17 protein-coding genes are annotated in these 19,230 nt (G+C 38.6%); all 17 read left to right on the top strand.

The genetic code is table 11. The annotated features are described in order from the left end of the window. Positions 1–40 precede the first annotated feature (40 nt). Entirely contained in the window at positions 41–1,372 is a 1,332-nt protein-coding gene (locus LKW28_RS05365) for an ABC transporter substrate-binding protein (RefSeq protein WP_229139314.1), read from the top strand. A gap of 68 nt (positions 1,373–1,440) precedes the next feature. Next, positions 1,441–2,361 carry a carbohydrate ABC transporter permease gene (locus LKW28_RS05360; RefSeq protein WP_229139313.1) on the top strand — a complete coding sequence of 307 codons (921 nt, stop codon included), beginning with the start codon at positions 1,441–1,443 and terminating at the stop codon, positions 2,359–2,361. Between the two features lie 12 nt (positions 2,362–2,373). Continuing rightward, complete coding sequence (locus tag LKW28_RS05355; RefSeq protein WP_229139312.1) at positions 2,374–3,342, top strand: carbohydrate ABC transporter permease; 969 nt, start codon at positions 2,374–2,376, stop codon at positions 3,340–3,342. A gap of 215 nt (positions 3,343–3,557) precedes the next feature. Further along, on the top strand, positions 3,558–5,435 hold the full coding sequence (locus tag LKW28_RS05350) for a beta-N-acetylhexosaminidase (protein ID WP_229139311.1): 1,878 nt from the start codon (positions 3,558–3,560) through the stop codon (positions 5,433–5,435). A 15-nt stretch (positions 5,436–5,450) separates the two neighbouring features. Beyond that, entirely contained in the window at positions 5,451–7,061 is a 1,611-nt protein-coding gene (gene nagZ / locus LKW28_RS05345; protein WP_229139310.1) for a beta-N-acetylhexosaminidase, read from the top strand. Between the two features lie 23 nt (positions 7,062–7,084). Then, the gene (gene murQ / locus LKW28_RS05340; RefSeq protein WP_229139309.1) at positions 7,085–8,002 is read left to right on the top strand and encodes an N-acetylmuramic acid 6-phosphate etherase; all 918 of its coding nucleotides are present in this window, start codon (positions 7,085–7,087) and stop codon (positions 8,000–8,002) included. A 286-nt stretch (positions 8,003–8,288) separates the two neighbouring features. Continuing rightward, positions 8,289–8,999: a PIG-L deacetylase family protein gene (locus LKW28_RS05335; protein WP_229139308.1), complete on the top strand. Its 711-nt coding sequence runs from the start codon at positions 8,289–8,291 to the stop codon at positions 8,997–8,999. An 84-nt stretch (positions 9,000–9,083) separates the two neighbouring features. After that, a complete protein-coding gene (locus tag LKW28_RS05330; RefSeq protein WP_229139307.1) occupies positions 9,084–10,448 on the top strand; it encodes an ABC transporter substrate-binding protein in 1,365 nt (454 codons plus the stop codon). A 120-nt stretch (positions 10,449–10,568) separates the two neighbouring features. Further along, positions 10,569–11,441: a carbohydrate ABC transporter permease gene (locus LKW28_RS05325; RefSeq protein WP_229139383.1), complete on the top strand. Its 873-nt coding sequence runs from the start codon at positions 10,569–10,571 to the stop codon at positions 11,439–11,441. A gap of 15 nt (positions 11,442–11,456) precedes the next feature. Beyond that, positions 11,457–12,353: a carbohydrate ABC transporter permease gene (locus LKW28_RS05320; RefSeq protein ID WP_229139306.1), complete on the top strand. Its 897-nt coding sequence runs from the start codon at positions 11,457–11,459 to the stop codon at positions 12,351–12,353. Positions 12,354–12,366: 13 nt separating this feature from the next. Then, positions 12,367–13,470 carry an ABC transporter ATP-binding protein gene (locus tag LKW28_RS05315; protein WP_229139305.1) on the top strand — a complete coding sequence of 368 codons (1,104 nt, stop codon included), beginning with the start codon at positions 12,367–12,369 and terminating at the stop codon, positions 13,468–13,470. A gap of 16 nt (positions 13,471–13,486) precedes the next feature. Further along, positions 13,487–14,182: a DUF624 domain-containing protein gene (locus LKW28_RS05310; protein ID WP_229139304.1), complete on the top strand. Its 696-nt coding sequence runs from the start codon at positions 13,487–13,489 to the stop codon at positions 14,180–14,182. After that, on the top strand, positions 14,175–15,332 hold the full coding sequence (locus tag LKW28_RS05305; RefSeq protein WP_229139303.1) for an exo-beta-N-acetylmuramidase NamZ domain-containing protein: 1,158 nt from the start codon (positions 14,175–14,177) through the stop codon (positions 15,330–15,332). Before LKW28_RS05310 ends, LKW28_RS05305 begins: the two co-directional genes overlap by 8 nt. Positions 15,333–15,344: 12 nt before the next feature. Then, complete coding sequence (gene murQ, locus LKW28_RS05300; RefSeq protein ID WP_229139302.1) at positions 15,345–16,259, top strand: N-acetylmuramic acid 6-phosphate etherase; 915 nt, start codon at positions 15,345–15,347, stop codon at positions 16,257–16,259. Position 16,260: 1 nt separating this feature from the next. Beyond that, entirely contained in the window at positions 16,261–17,208 is a 948-nt protein-coding gene (locus LKW28_RS05295) for a GNAT family N-acetyltransferase (protein ID WP_229139301.1), read from the top strand. A 116-nt stretch (positions 17,209–17,324) separates the two neighbouring features. After that, complete coding sequence (locus tag LKW28_RS05290) at positions 17,325–18,191, top strand: MurR/RpiR family transcriptional regulator (RefSeq protein WP_229139300.1); 867 nt, start codon at positions 17,325–17,327, stop codon at positions 18,189–18,191. A 62-nt stretch (positions 18,192–18,253) separates the two neighbouring features. Next, positions 18,254–19,225, top strand: a complete 972-nt coding sequence (locus LKW28_RS05285) for an N-acetylglucosamine kinase (protein WP_229139299.1) — start codon at positions 18,254–18,256, stop codon at positions 19,223–19,225. The last annotated feature ends 5 nt before the right edge of the window (positions 19,226–19,230 follow it).

Raw genomic sequence — 19,230 nt, 5'->3', positions numbered from 1 at the left:
TGAAAACAATGATGAAAGATACGTAAGGGGGAAAAGGAAGATGAAAAAATGGCTAAGTCTTTTTCTGATAGGTATTTTGGCGATTGGTTTGTTGGCGGCTTGTAGTAAGAAAGAAAACACTTCAAAAGACGAAAACGGCGGTAAAGAGTGGACAGGTACAATCACTGTGTGGGATGGACCACGTTGGCCAGATGATAAAGACAATAAATTTCACTGGATGGAAAGTAAAATTAAAGAATTCGAAGCAGCACATGAAGGGGTAAAAGTGGATTTAGTTCAAGTACCATGGGCAGAGCTTCCTGATAAATTAGGTGTTTCGATCGCTGGTCAATCATGGCCTGATGTTGCGCCTGTTGATATTAGCGGAAGTGCTATAAGTATTGACCATATTGAACAAGGTGTAATTGAGTCAGTCGATGATTTATTTACTGAAGAAGAGTTAAAAGATTTCTATGAAAATGCACTGGATGCTTACACATTTGATGGAAAATTATATGGTGTTCCAAACTCCTTAACCGTACATGCAATGCTTCTAAACTTAGACCTATTTGAAGAGCGTGGTGTTGAACCCCCTGCAAATGGTGAATGGACATGGGATGAATTCCTTGCAACAGCTGAAAAGTTAACATTTGACAGAGATAACGATGGTAAGACGGATGTATATGGTTTCTCAACCTATATCCTGCCGGGTTACTATGAAGCATGGCCATTCTTCTACATCAATGGTGGAAGTCCACTAAATGAAGATTTGACGAAGTTTACGTTTACAGAGCCAGAAGCAGTAGAAGCCATTCAACAGCTTGCAGATTTAAAATTTAAACATAACGTATCACCGGAAACATCGGGTGGTCAAGATGTTGGAGGCACATTCCAAGCATGGGCAAACGAAGAGCAACGTACAGTTGCAATGCAACCGTGGGCGACATGGGCTATTAGTTCGGCACAAACAAAATATCCAACTAACTTTGCAGTAGCAAACTATCCAACAGGTAAATCAGGTGAGGCTGTAACAATCGGTGGTGTTGGTGGCTGGACAATGTTCCATCAAAAGGATGAAGGAAAAAAAGAAATGGTTGGTGAATTTATCAAGTTTATATCCACAACAGATGAGCAGTATACAATGGCAACTGAGTATGGAACTTTCCCAGCACGTAAGAGCACCGCGGACATGGATCCATATAAGGACAATCCTGAAATGAAGCGTGCACAAGAAATGTCCTCACAAGTAGTTATGCTTCCACGTCACCCTGAATGGAAGAAGATTGATGAAGCCATTCAAACAGAGCTTCAGTTAGTATTCAATGGTGAAAAGACAGCTGAAGAAGCAATGAAAGCTGCTGAAAAGAAGGTCAATGAATTGTTAGGTGAGTAGAAATTAGTCAGGAAGGTAGTCCATGGCGGGTTGCCTTCCTTGCCAAATGAAAGATTGGGGGAATCGCGTTGAAACCCGTTCATCAAACTGCAGAGGCAGTAGTACTGACAAAAAAATCGACTATATGGCAACAAATAAAAAAGAACTATCCTGCATATTTATTTTTACTTCCAAAACTGATCCTGTTTACAGCATTTATTGCAATCCCGGTGGTGTGGGCATTTGTGATTTCCTTTCAAGAATACAAAATTTTCGGGAGTGAATGGGCTGGTCTGGATAACTATATAAAGGTATTTAAAAGTGATGCCTTTTATGATGCATTAGGGAATACATTCCTTTTTACCGTTGTAACGGTACCTTTTAACGTAATAAGTGCCCTTATCATTGCTTCCCTCATCCATCCTCTTGGAAAACTATCTCAAAGCTTCTTTCGAGGAGCTTTTTATTTACCGACTGTTACTTCGATGGTAATTGTGGCGATGGTCTGGCGCTGGATGTATAACTATGATTTTGGGTTATTCAACTATGTGTTAGGTTGGTTGGGTATGGAGCCGCTAAACTGGTTAGGGCAATCATCCTCAGCACTTTGGGCCTTAATCATCATGCAATGTTTAATTCCGTTTGGAGTCGGGATTATTCTCTACCTTGCTTCAATGGGTTCGATTTCAAATACATTATATGAAGCTGCAACAATTGATGGGGCAAATAGCTTTCAAAAATGGTTTCATATTACATTGCCGCTGTTAAAGCCGTCAACACTATATTTAGTTTTACTAAGTACGATTGGTTCGTTTCAGGTGTTTACACAAATCATTATGATGACAGGTGGAGGACCAGGAACGGCAACTGAAACCCTTGTTCACTTAATCTATAAAACAGGTTTTAGGGACTTTGAATTTGGGTTTGCAGCAGCACAATCTGTTATTTTGTTCTTTATCATTCTACTATTTTCTGTCATTCAATTTCGATTACTTCGATACGACGACTAGGAGGGAAGCAGTATGACAACAGGTATTCAAAAAGTAAACAAGCTTATTATTTATGTGCTCTTGTCGATTTTCGCGATAGTTTCCCTTTTACCGTTGTATTGGGTTTTTAGCACATCTCTGCAGCTAAGCAGCTACCAGGATGAAGAACTAGAACGTCAAGTTTCATATGTTGATTCAAATCCACCCAAAATGTACCCGATGGGAATCACAGAGTACTTTGAGCGCTGGGGAAAAGCCCGAGATGCTGAAAATTCAGGTGAGACTGAAGCAGCGGCCTACCACCGCGAAGTCATGGACCATATCATAGAAGACACATTTTCAGGGTTTACAACATTGTTTAAAAAAAATAATGTAGGAATCTGGTTTTTTAATAGTTTTTATATCGCAGTCGTCGTGACGATTGGTATTCTCCTCTTTGACTCGATGGCCGGTTACGTCCTCGCGAAAAAGCGATTCCCGGGGCGGAATCTTATTTTCTGGTCAATTATTGCCACGATGATGATACCTGGTCAGGTTACCTTAGTACCGTTGTTTATCATGGTTCGAAATTTTGGAATTATGGATACACACTGGGCTCTCATCTTCCCAGATCTAGCAATGGTTTTTGGGGTGTTTTTAATGAGACAATTTATGCACTCGATTCCAGATGAGCTTATAGATGCAGCGAAAATCGATGGTGCTAGTGAATGGAAAACGTATTGGAAAATCATCCTTCCACTAGCCAAACCCGGTCTAGCGGCACTTGGCATTTTTACGTTTATGAATGTCTGGAACTCCTTCCTATGGCCAATCATCGTATTAAATGATGCAAATCTTTATACATTGCCAGTCGGATTAAAAACATTACAGGACGCAAACTTGGCAAGCTTCAAGCTTTTAATGAGTGGAGCGGCAATCGCATCCATCCCGATGATTATCGTGTTTATGTTGTTCCAACGTCATTTTGTAAAAGGGCTGACACTTGGTGGTGTAAAGGAATAATTAGGGGGAAAATTGATGCTGCTGTTCAAAACGAACAGCGGCGTTTTTTTAGTTCAATGACTAATGATTGAAATAAATATACATAAATTAATTTAATTAATTAAAATAATATTTTAAAAATAACTCTTTTATGATATCTTTATTAGTAGAAACGATATTAGGAAAATATTGATTTGGAAACGTTGTCAAAAATGAACAAGGAGGATATTTTCAATATGAATATTAGGTTTACCGGTGATATCGAAAATATCAAATCTGGTATACAAATACTTTCCCATGAATTTTCATTTCAAGAGGCGAATGATGGCTACCATGTTCATATTGTTCAAAGAAAAGGCCCGATATTTGTTAAAAATGAATCAAATAAAGCAGAAATTCAATTTCAGGAAAATATTCATTTCTTTCGTGGGCTGGGTCTATGGCTCGAAAACATCAAAAAAGGTGGAGCCTTTGAAATAACAGAAGAACCACAGTTTGAAATGACGGGAGCGATGTTGGATGCTTCTAGAAATGGCGTTTTGACAGTTAATGAGATTAAGAGCCTGTTACGAAAGATGGCTGTAATGGGATTGAATGTTCTTATGGTGTATACAGAAGATACGTATGAAGTAAAGGAATTACCCTATTTTGGTTACATGAGAGGGCGTTATACAGAGGAAGAGCTTAAAGAATGTGATCAGTATGCTGGGGCATTAGGCATTGAAATGATTCCGTGTATCCAAACACTTGCACACTTAACTGAAGCCCTCAAATGGAATTACGCATCAAATATAAGAGACACAGCTGATATTTTATTAGTAGGGGAGCCTGAGACCTATCAATTCTTAGAAAAAATTATTACGGCTGCAACAAAGCCGTTCCAATCAAAAAGGATCCATATAGGAATGGACGAAGCACATCAGTTAGGACTAGGCCGATATTTAGATAAAAACGGCTATGAAGAGCGCTTTGAAATTATGAACAAACATCTTAAAAAAGTAGTAGAAATCACTGGGGAACTTGGATTAAAGTCAATGATTTGGAGTGATATGTACTTCCGCTTAGGTTCAAAATACGGTGGGTATTATGATCTGGAAGCGAAAATACCTCAGGATGTAATTGAGTCTATTCCTAACACTCAGCTTGTTTATTGGGACTATTATCATTCAGAAGAGGAGTTCTATCAGACTTTTATTCAGAAGCACAAAGAACTTGGCTCTGATCCCATTTTCGCTGGTGGGGTTTGGACATGGAATGGTATATCACCCAATTATGGAAAGGCGATAGCCACGACAGAGGCGGCTTTAAACGTCTGTAAAAAAGAAGGGGTAAAAGAAGTGTTTGCAACCATGTGGGGGGACAACGGTGCGGAGACGCCTTTAGCCACTTCATTACCCATACTACAGCTTTTTGCTGAGCACTCCTATCATAAAACCGTAACGGAACAAGAGGTTGCGGAACGATTTTATTTTTGTACAGGTGGAACTTACAGTGATTTCATGGTTTTAAATCTTTTTGATGAAACACCTGGTGTATCCAAGAATAATTTACACGAGTCGAACCCATCGAAAATTTTACTTTGGCAGGATGTGTTGATTGGTTTATACGATCGGAATATCCATGGTCTTCCAATGAATCAGCATTACGGAAAATTGATTCCTAGATTAGAAGAGGCGAGGAAAAACAATCAGGAATGGAAGGAAATGTTTGAGTTTTATTTGCAGTTGTCACGAGTACTAAGTGTGAAGTCCGAAATTGGAATTCAGCTTAAAGCGGCATATGATTCGGTAGATAAAAAGAAGATGGAATTAATTCATGAACGACTAGCTAGTTTAATAGAAAGTACACAAGAATTACGTATAAAGCATAGACATCTCTGGTTTTCGATGAATAAGCCTTTTGGCTGGGAGGTCATTGAACTCCGATATGGTGGATTGCTCGCACGTATAGAAACAGCACAATTCAGAATCAAAGAATGGCTAAAGGGAAATATCAGTCGAATTGAAGAGCTTGAAGAAGAACGTCTTTATTTTGAAGGTCCATATAAGATGCCTGAAGGGTCTGTCGGTCGAAATATTTATCGGAGAATCGTTACAGCAAACAATCTAAGCTAAGGGAGAGGTGTAGAAATGGAAAATACAACGCTAGCAAAAAAAGCAGGGCAATTACTTGTTATTGGGTTTAATGGAATTAAGGTGCCACAGGAGGTACGGGATTTAATCCACGACTATCATATTGGTGCAATAATTTTATTTGGTAGAAATATAGGAACTCCTAAGGAGGTATTAGCACTTACGACGGATCTCCAGCGTGAAGCAAAAAGAGCTGGGTATAAACACCCGTTATTAATATGTGTGGATCAGGAAAATGGAGTGGTCCGACGATTAGGTGAAGGAACTACGATCTTCCCGGGTGCAATGACACTAGGTGCCACAGGTAATCCTAATCATGCCTACAATGTGGGAGTTGCTACAGGTAAAGAATTAAAGGCATTAGGAATTAACTGGAACCTTGCTCCAGTTCTTGACGTTAATAATAACCCGGAAAACCCGGTTATAGGAGTACGTTCATTTGGAGAATCCGCCGAAAGTGTATCAAGCTTCGGCCGAGCATCCATGAAAGGAATGCAACAGGCTGGAATTGCTACAACATTAAAGCATTTTCCAGGTCACGGGGACACGAATGTCGATTCCCATTTGGATTTACCAGTCATCCCGCATGGGTTGGCACGCCTTGAGGAGATTGAATTAAAACCATTTAAGGATTGTATTGCCGAAGGTGCAGATACCATTATGTCTGCCCATGTTTATTTTCCATCAATTGAAACAGAACCAGGTGTACCTGCAACGATTTCCGGGAAGGTCATCACAGGATTATTACGTAAAAAACTAAAGTTCAATGGTGTTGTTACAACAGATTGTATGGAAATGAACGCAATTTTACACGGAATCGGAACCGAAAAGGGCGCTGTTGCAGCACTTAAAGCGGGGATAGACTATATCATGATTTCCCATACGCTTGAAAGGCAAGTAGGGGCGATTCAGGAGATTTTGAAGGCAGTTGAAAGTGGAGAGTTAAAAGAAGAGGAGATTGACCAATCAATTCAAAGAATCAATACACTTAAAGAAAAGTATCTAAGCTGGGATGACCTTTCCTTAGACGAAGAACTAGATGTACCTGAAACAGTAGGAAGTAAGCAGCATGAGGAAATTGCACACGAAGCATATAAAGATGGTGTGACCATTTTAAAAAATGATGGAATTCTTCCACTCTCTACGAATAGCTCACGCATTCTTGTGGTGCATCCTGATAATGGCACAACGATGCAAGTGGAGGATAAGCGATATGCCAATCTTTCATTAGGAGAAGCAATCAAAGAATATGAGCCCGATGCAGATATCTATCAGTTTTCAAGCTCGCTAAATGAAATAGAGGTTGAGGAAATTGTTGAAAAGGCGGGCCTCTATGACACGGTCATTGTAGGTACTCTCACCATTACGCCTAATAGTAAACAAATTACTTTGATTGAGAAGCTGATAAAAGAAAAGGATTCTATCATTGTGATTGCAATGAGAAGCCCATATGATTTTGGTTATTTGCCAGATGTTCCGGTTTATATGAATACCTATGAATTCACTTATCCCGCATTAAAGGTGGCGGCTGGTGCCATTTTTGGGAATGAAGAGGTTAAGGGGAACCTGCCGGTAACTGTTAAAAAGAGATCAGCGGGAGGCAAATAATCTCAAAAAGGGATGGATGATACATGTTAAAAATTGCAGCATTAACAACAGAATCGAGAAATGAAAATAGTACTACTATCGATAAAATGTCGACCGGAGAGATATTAAGGACGATTAACGACGAGGATAAGACGGTTGCCTATAGTGTAGAAGCAGTATTACCCGATATTGCGGCGACTGTCGATATAGTCCATACATCGCTTCTTAATGGTGGCAGATTATTTTATGTAGGAGCTGGGACAAGTGGGCGACTTGGTATTCTTGATGCAGTGGAATGTCCACCAACCTATAGCACTCCACCCGAGCTTGTTCAAGGAATAATGGCGGGGGGAATGATCGCTTTGGTGGAGGCTGTCGAAGGGGCAGAGGACGACACTCATCAAGGCGCAAAGGATTTAGCAGAAAAAAAGCTCACCCGCCTAGATGTAGTAGTCGGAATTGCAGCAAGTGGGAGAACACCGTATGTGATCGGCGTCCTTCAATATGCAAAAAAGATTGGGGCAAAAACAATCAGTTTATCGAGTAATCAGGATTCAATGATTAGTAAATACGCAGATGTTGTAATTGATGTAGCGACAGGCCCAGAAGTGGTCACAGGCTCAACACGTATGAAAGCGGCAACTGCCCATAAACTCATTTTGAACATGATCACAACCTCAACCATGATTAAACTCGGTAAGGTATATGAAAATTTAATGGTGGACGTGAATCCAAGTAATGTGAAATTAAAGGAACGTGCAAAGAACATTGTGTCTACAATTACGAATGAATCATATGAAAGGGTGGAAGAAGTATTAGAACATTCGAATTTTGAAGTAAAGCCAGCTATTGTGATGATCAAAGCGGGTGTCAATTTCGAAACTGCAAAAAGTTGTATTCAAATGTCAAATGGGTTTGTTCGAAATGCAATTGAAATAGCGAAACGCGGAGTTTTAGGTTAATAAAAAAGTTAAAAGTGGCTGACTCATTCACGAGTCAGCCATACGTTTGTAAGGTAAGTGAAAGTGATGGATTATTGAAATATAAAAACAAGGTAATATATTTTTTATTAAAATTTGATTTCATTTATATTATTTCCGTGATATACTATTGGTAGTTCTTAAGTTTAGTATAAAGCATTTTTATATTTTTTTATCTGCATTGAAAGCGTTATCTTTATGGTAATTTCTTCTTATCATTTTTAAAGAAGAATTTCATATTGGCAAAAAATAAGAGAGGTGTAACGAGATGGAAAAAAAGAAGCATTTAGTCCTGGTAGGGGCACACTGCGGGGATGTTGAAATTCAAGGTGGGGCAATTGCACATAAATATGCAAAAGCCGGATGGGATGTAACTTTTGTTCATTTAACAGCAGGAGAAAAAGGAAACCCTCCACATATTTCAGTTGAAGATTATCGCAAGCAGAAGATCAAAGAAGCTGAAAAAGTGGCTGAGATTTTAGGTGGAAAAAGTATAACACTAGATTATAAAGATGCAGAATTAAAAATGGACGATGAAATTGTTACGCGCGTTGCTACATTAATGCGTAAGCTTCGCCCAACTGTAGTAATCACTCACTGGGTAAACAGTATGCACCCTGATCATGCACTTTGCCCGCGAATTGTAGAAGCAGCTCAATTAAAGGCAGGTCTTCCCGGATTTGATCTAGAAGGTCTACCAGCTCATTTCTATCCATTCTATCATAGTGAAAACTGGGAAGACATGGAGGGGTATGTTCCTGATATTTTTGTAGACGTATCAGAAGAATTTGACACATATCTGGAAGCATTGTCACATTATTGGTTCATCATGAATTCAACTTCATTCCGTTACCATGATTATTACAAAGCGCTCGGAACGATAAGAGGCTGTGTGAGTCGAGCAAAATATGCACAGACCTTGAAATTCCCAACTGGCGGTAATGTAAGAAGGGGATTTATTCCAGGACACGAAATCTAATTGCATAAACCAGGTTTTACCTTTGACTCTATTAAAAAGGTCAAAGTAAACATATAAACTAACAAAAACAGGGGGAAAACAAGCATGAAGAAGTTATTAATTTTATGTATCGCACTACTTCTACTAGTAGCGGCTGGCTGCTCGTCAAAAGAAAGCGCTGGCGAGGGTGAGAAAAAAGATGCAAAAAAAGGCAAAGACGAAATAACAGTTTGGACATATCCTCACTACCAAGGAAATGAAGAAACAGGTGCAAATAGCTATGAACAAGACTTGCAGGCTTTAGTCGAGGATTTTGAAAAGGAAAATCCGGATATTAAAGTTAAATATGAAGTTTTATCATGGGCTGAAGGTGAAAAGAAATTTACAACTGCATTAAATGCTGGTAACCCACCAGATATCATGTTCTCATTGCTTAATGCAAAATTTATCAACACTGGATTAGCACTTCCTTTAGATGAATATATGAATGACGATGAATTAGCAGATATCGAGCAATATGGTAAAGATGTATACACATATGAGGGTAAACTATGGGGTATCCCGCATTACCTATCTGTCCACACTTGGGGTGGAAACCGTGCATTACTTGAAGCTGCAGGAGCAGACGTTGAAAAGATACAAAACGAAGGCTGGACTTGGGACGAGTTCTACGAAATCGCTAAGACCGCAACGCATGGGGATACGTATGGTTTTGTAACTCAAGGACAAAACGAAGAAACGTTTACACATCTATTAATGAACAATGGTGTTCGTAACCAAGTTGAAGAAGATGGTTCGTTCACATTAACAGGCGAAAAATCATTAGAAACTTTGAACTTCATAGCAAAGCTTAGAGATGAAGGGATCATGCCAAAAGAAACTGGTGGAATTGATGCGGCAAAAGCAGATGAAATGTTCAACAATCTTCAAGCAGCGATTTATGGACGTACAGGCCCATACAAAATCAATGAGGTTAACCAAAGAAATGCAGATATTGACGCTGGTAAAGTAAAAGGCGAAAAAATCGACTTTGTATTATTACCAATGCCACATAAAGATGGCGAAAAAGAGTCGGCTTACGGTGGTGCCGGTGGTTTAATGCTATTTAAACAAAAGAATTACCAAGGTGACGAGCACACTGCAAATGCGGCTAAAGTTTTAAAACACTTAACTGGTACTGAATCAAGTATTACTGCTGCAACAATGTTCTTACCACCTGCATTAAAAACAGGTCAAGAGAAATTCTCTGATATGCTTCAATTAGATACTCCAAACGGTAAATTTATTCAAAGATACCTTGGCAGTCTAACACCTGCAGCAAAATTAACTGAAGATCTACCAGATAAAGCATGGAAAGTTAGAATGGAAGTTGTTATTCCTAATTACCAATCATTCATTATCGGTGATGCTACAGCTGAAGAAACGATCGAAGCTTGGAAAAAAGGTGCAGACTCAATTGGTCTTAAGTAGGTAGTATTTCTGAGCTTCCGCAGGTATGTGGAAGCTCAGAAATGTAAAGGAGATGAAACAGTGGAAACATCAGCAAATCCTGGGAATGGAAACGCAAAAAAATATTCATGGTCAAACTTTATACAGTTCATCAAAGACTATGGTTGGTGTTACGCCTTTATTGCAGTTCCGCTACTATTATTTTTATTCTTCACAGTCTATCCAATCTTCATGTCCTTTATATACAGCTTTCAAAAGTACGGTGTTATGGGCTCCGAATGGATTGGGTTGGACAATTATAAAACATTATTAAACAACGATATTTTCTGGAAAGCGATGAAGAATACCGTTATTTACACAGTTGGTACAGTGCCAGTTAACATCATTATCACGCTTTTCTTAGCAATGATGATTTTCCCGCTAAATAGTAAATCGCAAACATTTTTTAAAGCTTCTTTTTACTTACCAGGTGTTACGTCTGGAATTACAATGTCATTAATTTGGTTGTGGATTTTTGATCCAACAGGCGCAGGATTATTTAATGCAATCTTAGGATTTTTTGGATTTGACTCACAAATGTGGTTGGCAAACCCAGACACTGCATTATTCTCTCTCATTCTAATGACGTATATTGGTGGTCATGGAACCGGAGTATTATTATATTTGGCAGCAATGGGCGGGATTCCAAAATCGTTATATGAGGCCGCAGATATTGACTCTGCCAGCTGGTGGTCTAAATTAAAAAATATTACATGGCCATTATTAAAGCCTACAACATTATACATGTTAGTCATGGGGATCATTGGATCATTCCAAGTGTTTGAACAGGCATATGTTATGACACAGGGTGGACCAAACTTTGCAACTACAACAATCGCATATTTAATATTCGACCATGCATTCCAAGCATTTGACTTTGGTTTAGCAGCGGCAGAATCATTTGTTCTTGGTTTTATTATCATTGTCATTTCTATACTACAATTTAAATTCATGTCTAGTGATGTGGAATACTAGGAGGAATTGATAGATATGAATACAAACCCCGTCACTAATTTTGAAAAACAATTATTAGAGGATGAGAGAAAAGATAGAAATAGAAAGACCGTCAAGCAAATTGGTAAAGTTTTAATCTATATTGTCCTAACCATTTGGGCAATCTTAACGTTTATCCCACTTTTATGGATGATCACTTCCTCTTTTAAGGATACAAGTGCGATTACACAAGTACCACCACAATTAATTCCAACACAGCCGACTCTTGATGCGTATAAGCGAGTATTTGAAGTTGGTGGTTTTGGTAGATGGTTTTTTAATAGTGTTGTAGTTTCTACAATTCTTACATTATCAAATGTTTTCTTTGCATCCCTTGCTGGTTATGCATTTGCCAAGCTGCGTTTTCCAGGGAGAAATACGATATTTTGGATTTTACTTGCATCTATGATGATACCGAGCCAAGTAACATTAATTCCGTTATATATTTTAGTTGTTAACACATTCCAAATTGCTGATACGTATACAGCTCTAATCGTTCCAACTTTGGTAACAACTGCAAACGTGTTTTTGGCGAGACAGTTTATGCAATCTTTACCGTCAACATTAATTGATGCTGCACGAATTGACGCTTGTTCAGAACCAATGATTTTCTGGAAGGTTATGCTGCCAATGGCAAAGCCGGGGCTAGCCGTTCTTGGGATTTTCACATTTGTTGCGAACTGGAATAGCTTCTTCTGGCCATTCCTAGTAACAAACTCAAATGCGATGAGAACGTTACAAGTTGGTTTAACTAGCTTTAGATATCAGTATACAGCCGATTATGGAGCAATGATGGCAGGTGCTGTTTTAACAGCACTACCGATGTTTATTATATTTTTAGCATTGCAAAAATACTTCTTACGTGGAATTACAATTGGTGCAGTGAAAGGATAGGAGGCTCTTACGTATGGCAGAAGTTAGGTTTGTCGATGTAGTGAAAGAATTTGAAGATGAAAGTAAAGGAAAAGTAAAGGCTGTTAATAATTCAACCTTTACTGTTAAAGATAAAGAGTTTCTCGTGTTTGTTGGGCCGTCTGGCTGTGGTAAAACAACATCATTACGTATGATTGCAGGGCTGGAAAGACAATCATCAGGAGATATATTCATCGGTGATCGCTTAGTCAATAAAGTCCACCCGAAAGAAAGAGATATTGCCATGGTGTTCCAGGATTATGCATTATATCCACATATGACAATTAGGGAGAATCTTTCCTTTGGATTGAAAAATTTAAAGGTTCCGAAACAAGAAATTGAGAAAAAAATCAAGGAAGCATCTGAAATATTAAACATCGAATCATTATTAGAAAGAAAGCCAAGGGAACTGAGCGGAGGTCAAAGACAACGTGTTGCAGTAGGCCGTGCGATTGTTCGAAATCCTAGTGTGTTCTTATTTGATGAACCATTAAGTAATCTGGATGCAAAATTACGTGTACAAATGCGTATTGAATTAGCAGAGCTTCATAAGAGGCTGGAAGCAACGATTGTCTATGTAACGCATGACCAAGTTGAGGCTATGACGTTAGGAGAGAGAATTGTTGTCATGAATCAAGGTGAAATTCAACAAATTTCTTCCCCTGAAGAACTATATAACAATCCAAAGAACATGTTTGTAGCTGGATTTATTGGATCACCTCCAATGAACTTCGCAAAGGCAAGACTATCAGGAAATCAAATTGTTACAGCTGATTATACATTTACAATCCCTGAGTCTTTAGTTAAGAAATACGATGCATACCAAGGTAAAGAGGTTGTCTTCGGTATTAGACCTGAGGATATTATTAATACAGACGCAATGCATACAAAGCCTGAAAAAAATATCATTGCACCAATCATAAAAGCAGTTGAACATTTAGGCTCAGAGCTATTGCTTTATTTCTCAATTGGTGAAGAAACGATTACAGCGAAGGTATCATCGGAATATAAAGTTGAATCACTTCAGAAGAAAGAATTGTATTTCAACCTTGAAAAAATGAGTTTGTTTGACCCCGCAACACAATTAAGAATCGTCTAAAAAAGGGAGTAATAAAATGTTAAGTATAAGTAAACTATTAGTCAAAACAGGTAATCAGATTTTTACGAACATCACAACGGTTTTAGGTGTTAGTGTTCTGTGGTCACTATTATTAGTTCCGGCTATCTTTATATTACCGCTTCCGAGTGCGATAGTTTATCTATTTTTAACATTATTTCCGGCAACAGTCGCAGTACTTGTAGTGATGAAGCAAGTTTTAGAGAAGAAAAGAATAAGAGTCATACCTGGATTTTTTTCTTCTTTCGGCCGCTTCTATAAAAGGTCATTAATTATTGGGTTCTTCTATTTAGTTGCACTTTTAATCCCAGTATCTACATGGTGGTACTATTTTGAAATAAATGGTGGGTATGGACTCTTTATTTTTAGCATCTTCCAAACCTATTTTTGTTTCATGTTCTTAGTCTCTCAAGTATATGCGATTCCACTTCTTGTTAACGAAGATAGCAAAATCTTTACTGTGATGAATAAGTCCATCCGAATATTTATGGCGAAACCGGTTTATTCATTTGGATTATTTATTCAAATTGCTTCGATTACTGTGTTATTATCGCTTACCATTATTGGCTTTCTATTGTTATATGTCGGTATCATGGCTGTCTTCACTCTTAATGCAGCAGCCAATATTCAGTTGGCCAACCGAAAGACAGATAGGGCAGTTGTTTCTGCCCCAATGAAGGATGTGAATGGATAAAATGAAGCTAGGACTTGATGTTTTTTTGGAAACGAGAGTACAAGAGTTTAAAGGAAAACGGATTGGACTTGTTACAAATATGACAGGTGTCAATCATCAGCTCATTCCTACCATCGATTTATTCCATGAACACCCAGACATTCAGTTAACGGCCCTTTTCGCTCCGGAGCATGGGATTCGAGGGGATGCTAAAGAAGGGGAAAAGGTAGAGTCGACAATAGATCCATATACAGGTTTACCTGTTTTTAGCCTATATGGGGAAAGCAGAAAGCCTAGTAAGGAAATGCTTGAGACTGTTGATGTTGTTGTTTTTGATCTCCAGGATATCGGCTCAAGGTATTATACCTTCATTTATACAATGGCCTATGTGATGGAGGCTTGTGCCGAGCAAGGTAAAGAATTTATCGTATTAGATCGGCCTAATCCTGTTTCAGGAGAAAAGCTTGAAGGGAATTTAGTTGAAGAAGATGTAAGGTCCTTTGTTGGTTTACTGCCAATTCCGAACAGACATGGGATGACTGTCGGGGAACTAGCTTTATTGTATAAGCATGAATTTGGGTATGATTGTGAGTTAACGGTGGTTCCAATGCAAGGCTGGAAAAGGGATATGTATTATGACGAAACAGATCTTTTTTGGGTTCCGCCTTCACCGAACACCACGAACATTGATATGAATATCTTATATCCTGGAATATGTCTAGTGGAAGGAACGAATCTTTCGGAAGGAAGAGGAACAACTAGGCCCTTTGAATATATTGGTGCCCCATTTATTGATGGGCACAGGTTAGCAAAGACATTTAACCAAAATAAGGTTTCAGGTGTGCTAGCACGCCCTACATCGTTTATTCCTACTTACCAAAAGCATAAAGACGAGGTTTGCGGAGGAATACAACTGCATGTAGTAGATCGACGAAAATTAAATTCTTTAGAAGCGGGAATTTTACTTATAGAAACGATAGCTGAAATGTATCCAAATGATTTCAGTTTCATTAGTAATCATAATGGAAAATACTTTTTTGATTTATTAGCAGGAACGAAAAAATTAAAAAAACATATTTTAAATGGGACTTCAAGTGACTTTTTGGAGACATGCAATAAGCAGGTCGCTTCTTTCAAAAAACAAAGAGAACCATATCTTTTGTATAAATAGGATGGTAAACATATGACTAATATATCAGCTTTAACAACTGAGATGAGGAATAAGCATTCTGGACATATTGATAATATGTCCACAATGGATATCTTAAAAACAATTAATAATGAGGACAAAACGGTTGCTTATCGAGTAGAAGATGTCCTGCCTGAAGTAGAAGCAGCAGTGGAATTAGTTTATCAATCTTTAAGTCAGGGTGGCAAATTATTTTATATTGGGGCAGGAACAAGTGGAAGAATTGGTATTTTGGATGCGGTTGAATGTCCACCAACCTACAGTACTCCTCCTGACCTTGTGCAAGCAATTATTGCGGGCGGAAACAATGCTTTTATTCAAGCGGTAGAAGGTGCAGAAGATAATATTCATTTAGGTGCGACGGATTTAGAAGAGCGAAATCTGACACACATTGATGTCGTTATTGGGATTGCAGCTAGCGGAAGAACGCCTTACGTAATTGGTGCCCTTCAGTATGCAAAGCAAATTGGTGCAAAGACTGTTAGTCTATCTAGCAATAAAAATTCCAAAATCAGTCAGCATGCTGACATTGCCATCGAGGTTGAAACAGGACCTGAGGTCGTAACGGGTTCAACTCGAATGAAGGCTGCGACTGCCCATAAACTAATTTTAAATATGATTACGACTTCAACGATGATCAAAGTTGGAAAAGTCTATGAAAATCTAATGGTCGATTTAAAAGTAAGTAATATTAAGCTGCAGGAACGAGCTAAAAATATCGTCTCAACAATCACGAATGTGCCTTATAGTAAAGCGGAGGAAGTATTGGAGATAACAAATTATGAGGTTAAGCCAGCTATCGTCATGATTAGAGCAGGTGTTTCCTTTGAAGAGGCAAAAAAGCATATTCATTCAGCTAATGGATTTGTTCGAAAGGCAATCGATTTAGCAACTAAGGGAGTGAATTAGTATGGTGGAATATAGACATTATCAATCAGGTGATGAAAAACAAATTGTAGAACTATGGAATCAATCTTTATGGAAGGACCCGATTACATCAAAGCGTTTCCGTAATCTTGTTTTATTAGATGCAAACTTTGATCCAGCTGGAATGCGGCTCGCTTTTGAGAATAATAAATTAGTAGGCTGTGTATACGCGGTTAGAAGGCTGTTGCCAATGTTTGGTACAGATCTAGAACCAGATAATGGGTGGATTCCATTCTTTTTCGTTGATAAAAATCACCAAAGATCTGGTGTTGGTGCGCAATTAATGTTAGAGGCGGTTGAATTTTTAAAAGAGAATAATAGAAAGCATGTCTTTTTCTCTTCATATGCGCCAAATTATATCATGCCCGGTATTGATGAGGATGCTTATCCGGAAGCCTTTCAATTCTTACAGGCACAAGGATTTACAAAGCTATATTCTCCAATCGCGATGGATCGTAATTTAGTAGATTTTAAGCTTTCAGATGAAATAAAAGAGCTTGTGAAACAAAGGGAAGAAGAGGGATATACCTTTACAAAAGCTGAGGATAAAGATCTTTACGAGGTCATTCAATTTGCGAATTTGAAGTTTAACCCTGATTGGGGTAGAGCTATCCGTGAAGGAGTTTTACAAGGGTTGCCGATGGAGCGAATTCTTGTTGCAAGACAAGGTGATAAAGTTGTGGGATTCTGTATTTATGGTGGCTATGAGCAGGTACCAGACCGATTCGGTCCTTTTGGGGTTGACCCTGAACAGCAAGGAAAAGGATTAGGAAAAATTTTATTGCATTTATGCTTACAAAATATGAAATCAGAAAGCTTACATGGTGCCTGGTTCCTCTGGACAGGAGAAAAAACATCTGCGGGGTATCTTTATAAAAAGACAGGATTCGAAATCACTCGTACATTTCACGTGATGAAGAAGGACCTATAATTTCATTGAAAGATTTGCCCTCTTTCAGTTAAAATTAAAGATTAGAATAAACTATTTATAAATGGGATTGTTTTTCAAAATCCAGTTTAGATAAAAAGAAATGAGCTGATACATGTATGTCTACAAATGGAGGACTTGTCATTCTTACCGAAATGCTTCCAAGCTTACCGCCTTCTGAGAAGAAAATTGCTTCTTATATTATTGAAAACCCACAGGAGTCTATTTCCTTGACTGCAAACGAATTAGGAAAAAGAAGCTCAACAAGTGGTGCAGCCGTTATTAGGCTTTGTAAATCTCTTAATCTAAAAGGATTTCAGGATTTAAAACTGCGCATCGCAGGGGATCTTCAGAAAACAAATGATTCGGGATTTAGTGATATTGAGCCAAATGAGTCGATTGTTTCTGTTGTAGAAAAAATGACAAATAATAGCATACAAACGATTCGTGAAACGGCTGAACTACTAAGTGTGGATGAGCTGGAAAAGGCGATTGAGGTAGTACGAAATGCAAGAAAAATCCATTTTATTGGTGTAGGGGCATCTAGTATTATCGCTCAGGATGCACAGCAAAAATTTCTTAGAATAAATAAAATAGCTTATGCTTTTGCAGACATGCATATGGCGGCAACACAGGTTGCCAATGCAGAAGAAGAAGATGTGGTGGTAGGAATTTCGTTTTCAGGGGAAACAAAAGAGGTTGCAAGGGTATTACAGTTGGCGAAGGAGAAAAATGCCACAACTATCAGCTTAACAAAGTATGGCAGTTCAATTGTTACCGATTTCGCAGATATAAAGCTATATACTTCCGTAACCAAGGAAACTACTTTTCGAAGTGGGGCTACATCTTCTCGTATTGCACAACTACAAGTAATTGATATTCTATTTATGTGTGTAGCCTCATTACAATACGATGACACGCTTATGCATTTAAATGCTACTCGTGAAGCAGTAGAATTTTTAATGGATAAGAAAAAGCACAATTGAAATCAAGGGCTAACTCGAAAATGGGTTAGTCTTTTTTATAACAAATAATGGGGGAATCATGAATGTATATCCTAGGCATTGATGGTGGTGGAACAAAAACAAAAGGGGTTATTGCCACTGAAACGGGAAAAATCATCGCTGAAGCTACGGTAGGGGCGTCGAACCCAAATAACGTGAAAAAGGAAGACTTAAAAATAGAGCTTGGCAAGTTAATAGAAAGATTAAAAACCGAGAGCAAGGATGCCTTTTTAGAGGTGAAAAGAGTGTATGCAGGGATGTCCGGAGTTGATCATCCATCAGCGCGGAAAGAGATGAAGCAACTACTAGAATCCTTATTGCCTGGGTCCATTCCAGTAACGGTTAATAACGACGCAATCACAGCCCTATATTCAGGTACTTTAGGAAAACCAGGGGTTGTTCAAATTGCAGGTACTGGCTCGATTACCTTTGGTTTAAACAGTGAAGGTGTTCTTGACCGTGTGGGTGGCTGGGGTTACTTGCTGGGTGAGGGTGGAAGTGGTTTTGCTGTGGGCAGTGAAGGATTACAAGCAGCTTTTCGGGCACATGATGGATTAGGAGAAAGGACAGAGTTAACTACATTAATATGTGACCATTTTCATGCGCTGGCCCTTCCGGATATCATCCATACCATCTATAACGCAGTAAATCCAAAGGAATTGATCGCTTCTTTAAGCAGATATGTTTTTACAGCAGCTGACCATGGAGACCCGGTTGCCCAAGCAATCATACGAAAAAATGCAATTCATATCGGAGAAGCAGTGAGCTGTTTAACAATCAAACAATTTTCCGGATCGGAAAGAGCGGATGAAATACCTGTCGTCCTTGCGGGAGGGCTTTTTAACCGACTTGATTTATTTAAGGGGCCAATGGAAGAGATTTTTGGAAAGTATTCAATCCATGCCAAGCTTATTAGACCAGGGATTGAACCAGTTGGTGGAGCGGTAATTGCTGGGCTGCTTGAGGAAAAAGTAGAGGTCGAAGAGGTTTTTATAGGGAATTTTAGTAAAGAGTGAATATA

The organism is Bacillus sp. REN16 (genome assembly GCF_020731355.1).
Classification (GTDB): Bacteria; Bacillota; Bacilli; order Bacillales; family Bacillaceae_L; genus Ferdinandcohnia.
This window is presented reverse-complemented; position numbering and strand designations above follow the sequence as displayed.

Excerpts from the sequence above, each read along its gene's own strand:
- LKW28_RS05365 (WP_229139314.1), top strand. The coding sequence starts at position 41 with ATGAAAAAATGGCTAAGTCTTTTTCTGATAGGTATTTTGGCGATTGGT.
- LKW28_RS05295 (WP_229139301.1), top strand. The coding sequence starts at position 16,261 with ATGGTGGAATATAGACATTATCAATCAGGTGATGAAAAACAAATTGTA.
- LKW28_RS05310 (WP_229139304.1), top strand. The coding sequence starts at position 13,487 with ATGTTAAGTATAAGTAAACTATTAGTCAAAACAGGTAATCAGATTTTT.
- LKW28_RS05320 (WP_229139306.1), top strand. The coding sequence starts at position 11,457 with ATGAATACAAACCCCGTCACTAATTTTGAAAAACAATTATTAGAGGAT.
- LKW28_RS05315 (WP_229139305.1), top strand. The coding sequence starts at position 12,367 with ATGGCAGAAGTTAGGTTTGTCGATGTAGTGAAAGAATTTGAAGATGAA.
- LKW28_RS05335 (WP_229139308.1), top strand. The coding sequence starts at position 8,289 with ATGGAAAAAAAGAAGCATTTAGTCCTGGTAGGGGCACACTGCGGGGAT.
- LKW28_RS05290 (WP_229139300.1), top strand. The coding sequence starts at position 17,325 with ATGTCTACAAATGGAGGACTTGTCATTCTTACCGAAATGCTTCCAAGC.
- nagZ (WP_229139310.1), top strand. The coding sequence starts at position 5,451 with ATGGAAAATACAACGCTAGCAAAAAAAGCAGGGCAATTACTTGTTATT.
- LKW28_RS05350 (WP_229139311.1), top strand. The coding sequence starts at position 3,558 with ATGAATATTAGGTTTACCGGTGATATCGAAAATATCAAATCTGGTATA.
- murQ (WP_229139302.1), top strand. The coding sequence starts at position 15,345 with ATGACTAATATATCAGCTTTAACAACTGAGATGAGGAATAAGCATTCT.
- LKW28_RS05305 (WP_229139303.1), top strand. The coding sequence starts at position 14,175 with ATGGATAAAATGAAGCTAGGACTTGATGTTTTTTTGGAAACGAGAGTA.
- LKW28_RS05330 (WP_229139307.1), top strand. The coding sequence starts at position 9,084 with ATGAAGAAGTTATTAATTTTATGTATCGCACTACTTCTACTAGTAGCG.
- LKW28_RS05285 (WP_229139299.1), top strand. The coding sequence starts at position 18,254 with ATGTATATCCTAGGCATTGATGGTGGTGGAACAAAAACAAAAGGGGTT.
- LKW28_RS05355 (WP_229139312.1), top strand. The coding sequence starts at position 2,374 with ATGACAACAGGTATTCAAAAAGTAAACAAGCTTATTATTTATGTGCTC.
- murQ (WP_229139309.1), top strand. The coding sequence starts at position 7,085 with ATGTTAAAAATTGCAGCATTAACAACAGAATCGAGAAATGAAAATAGT.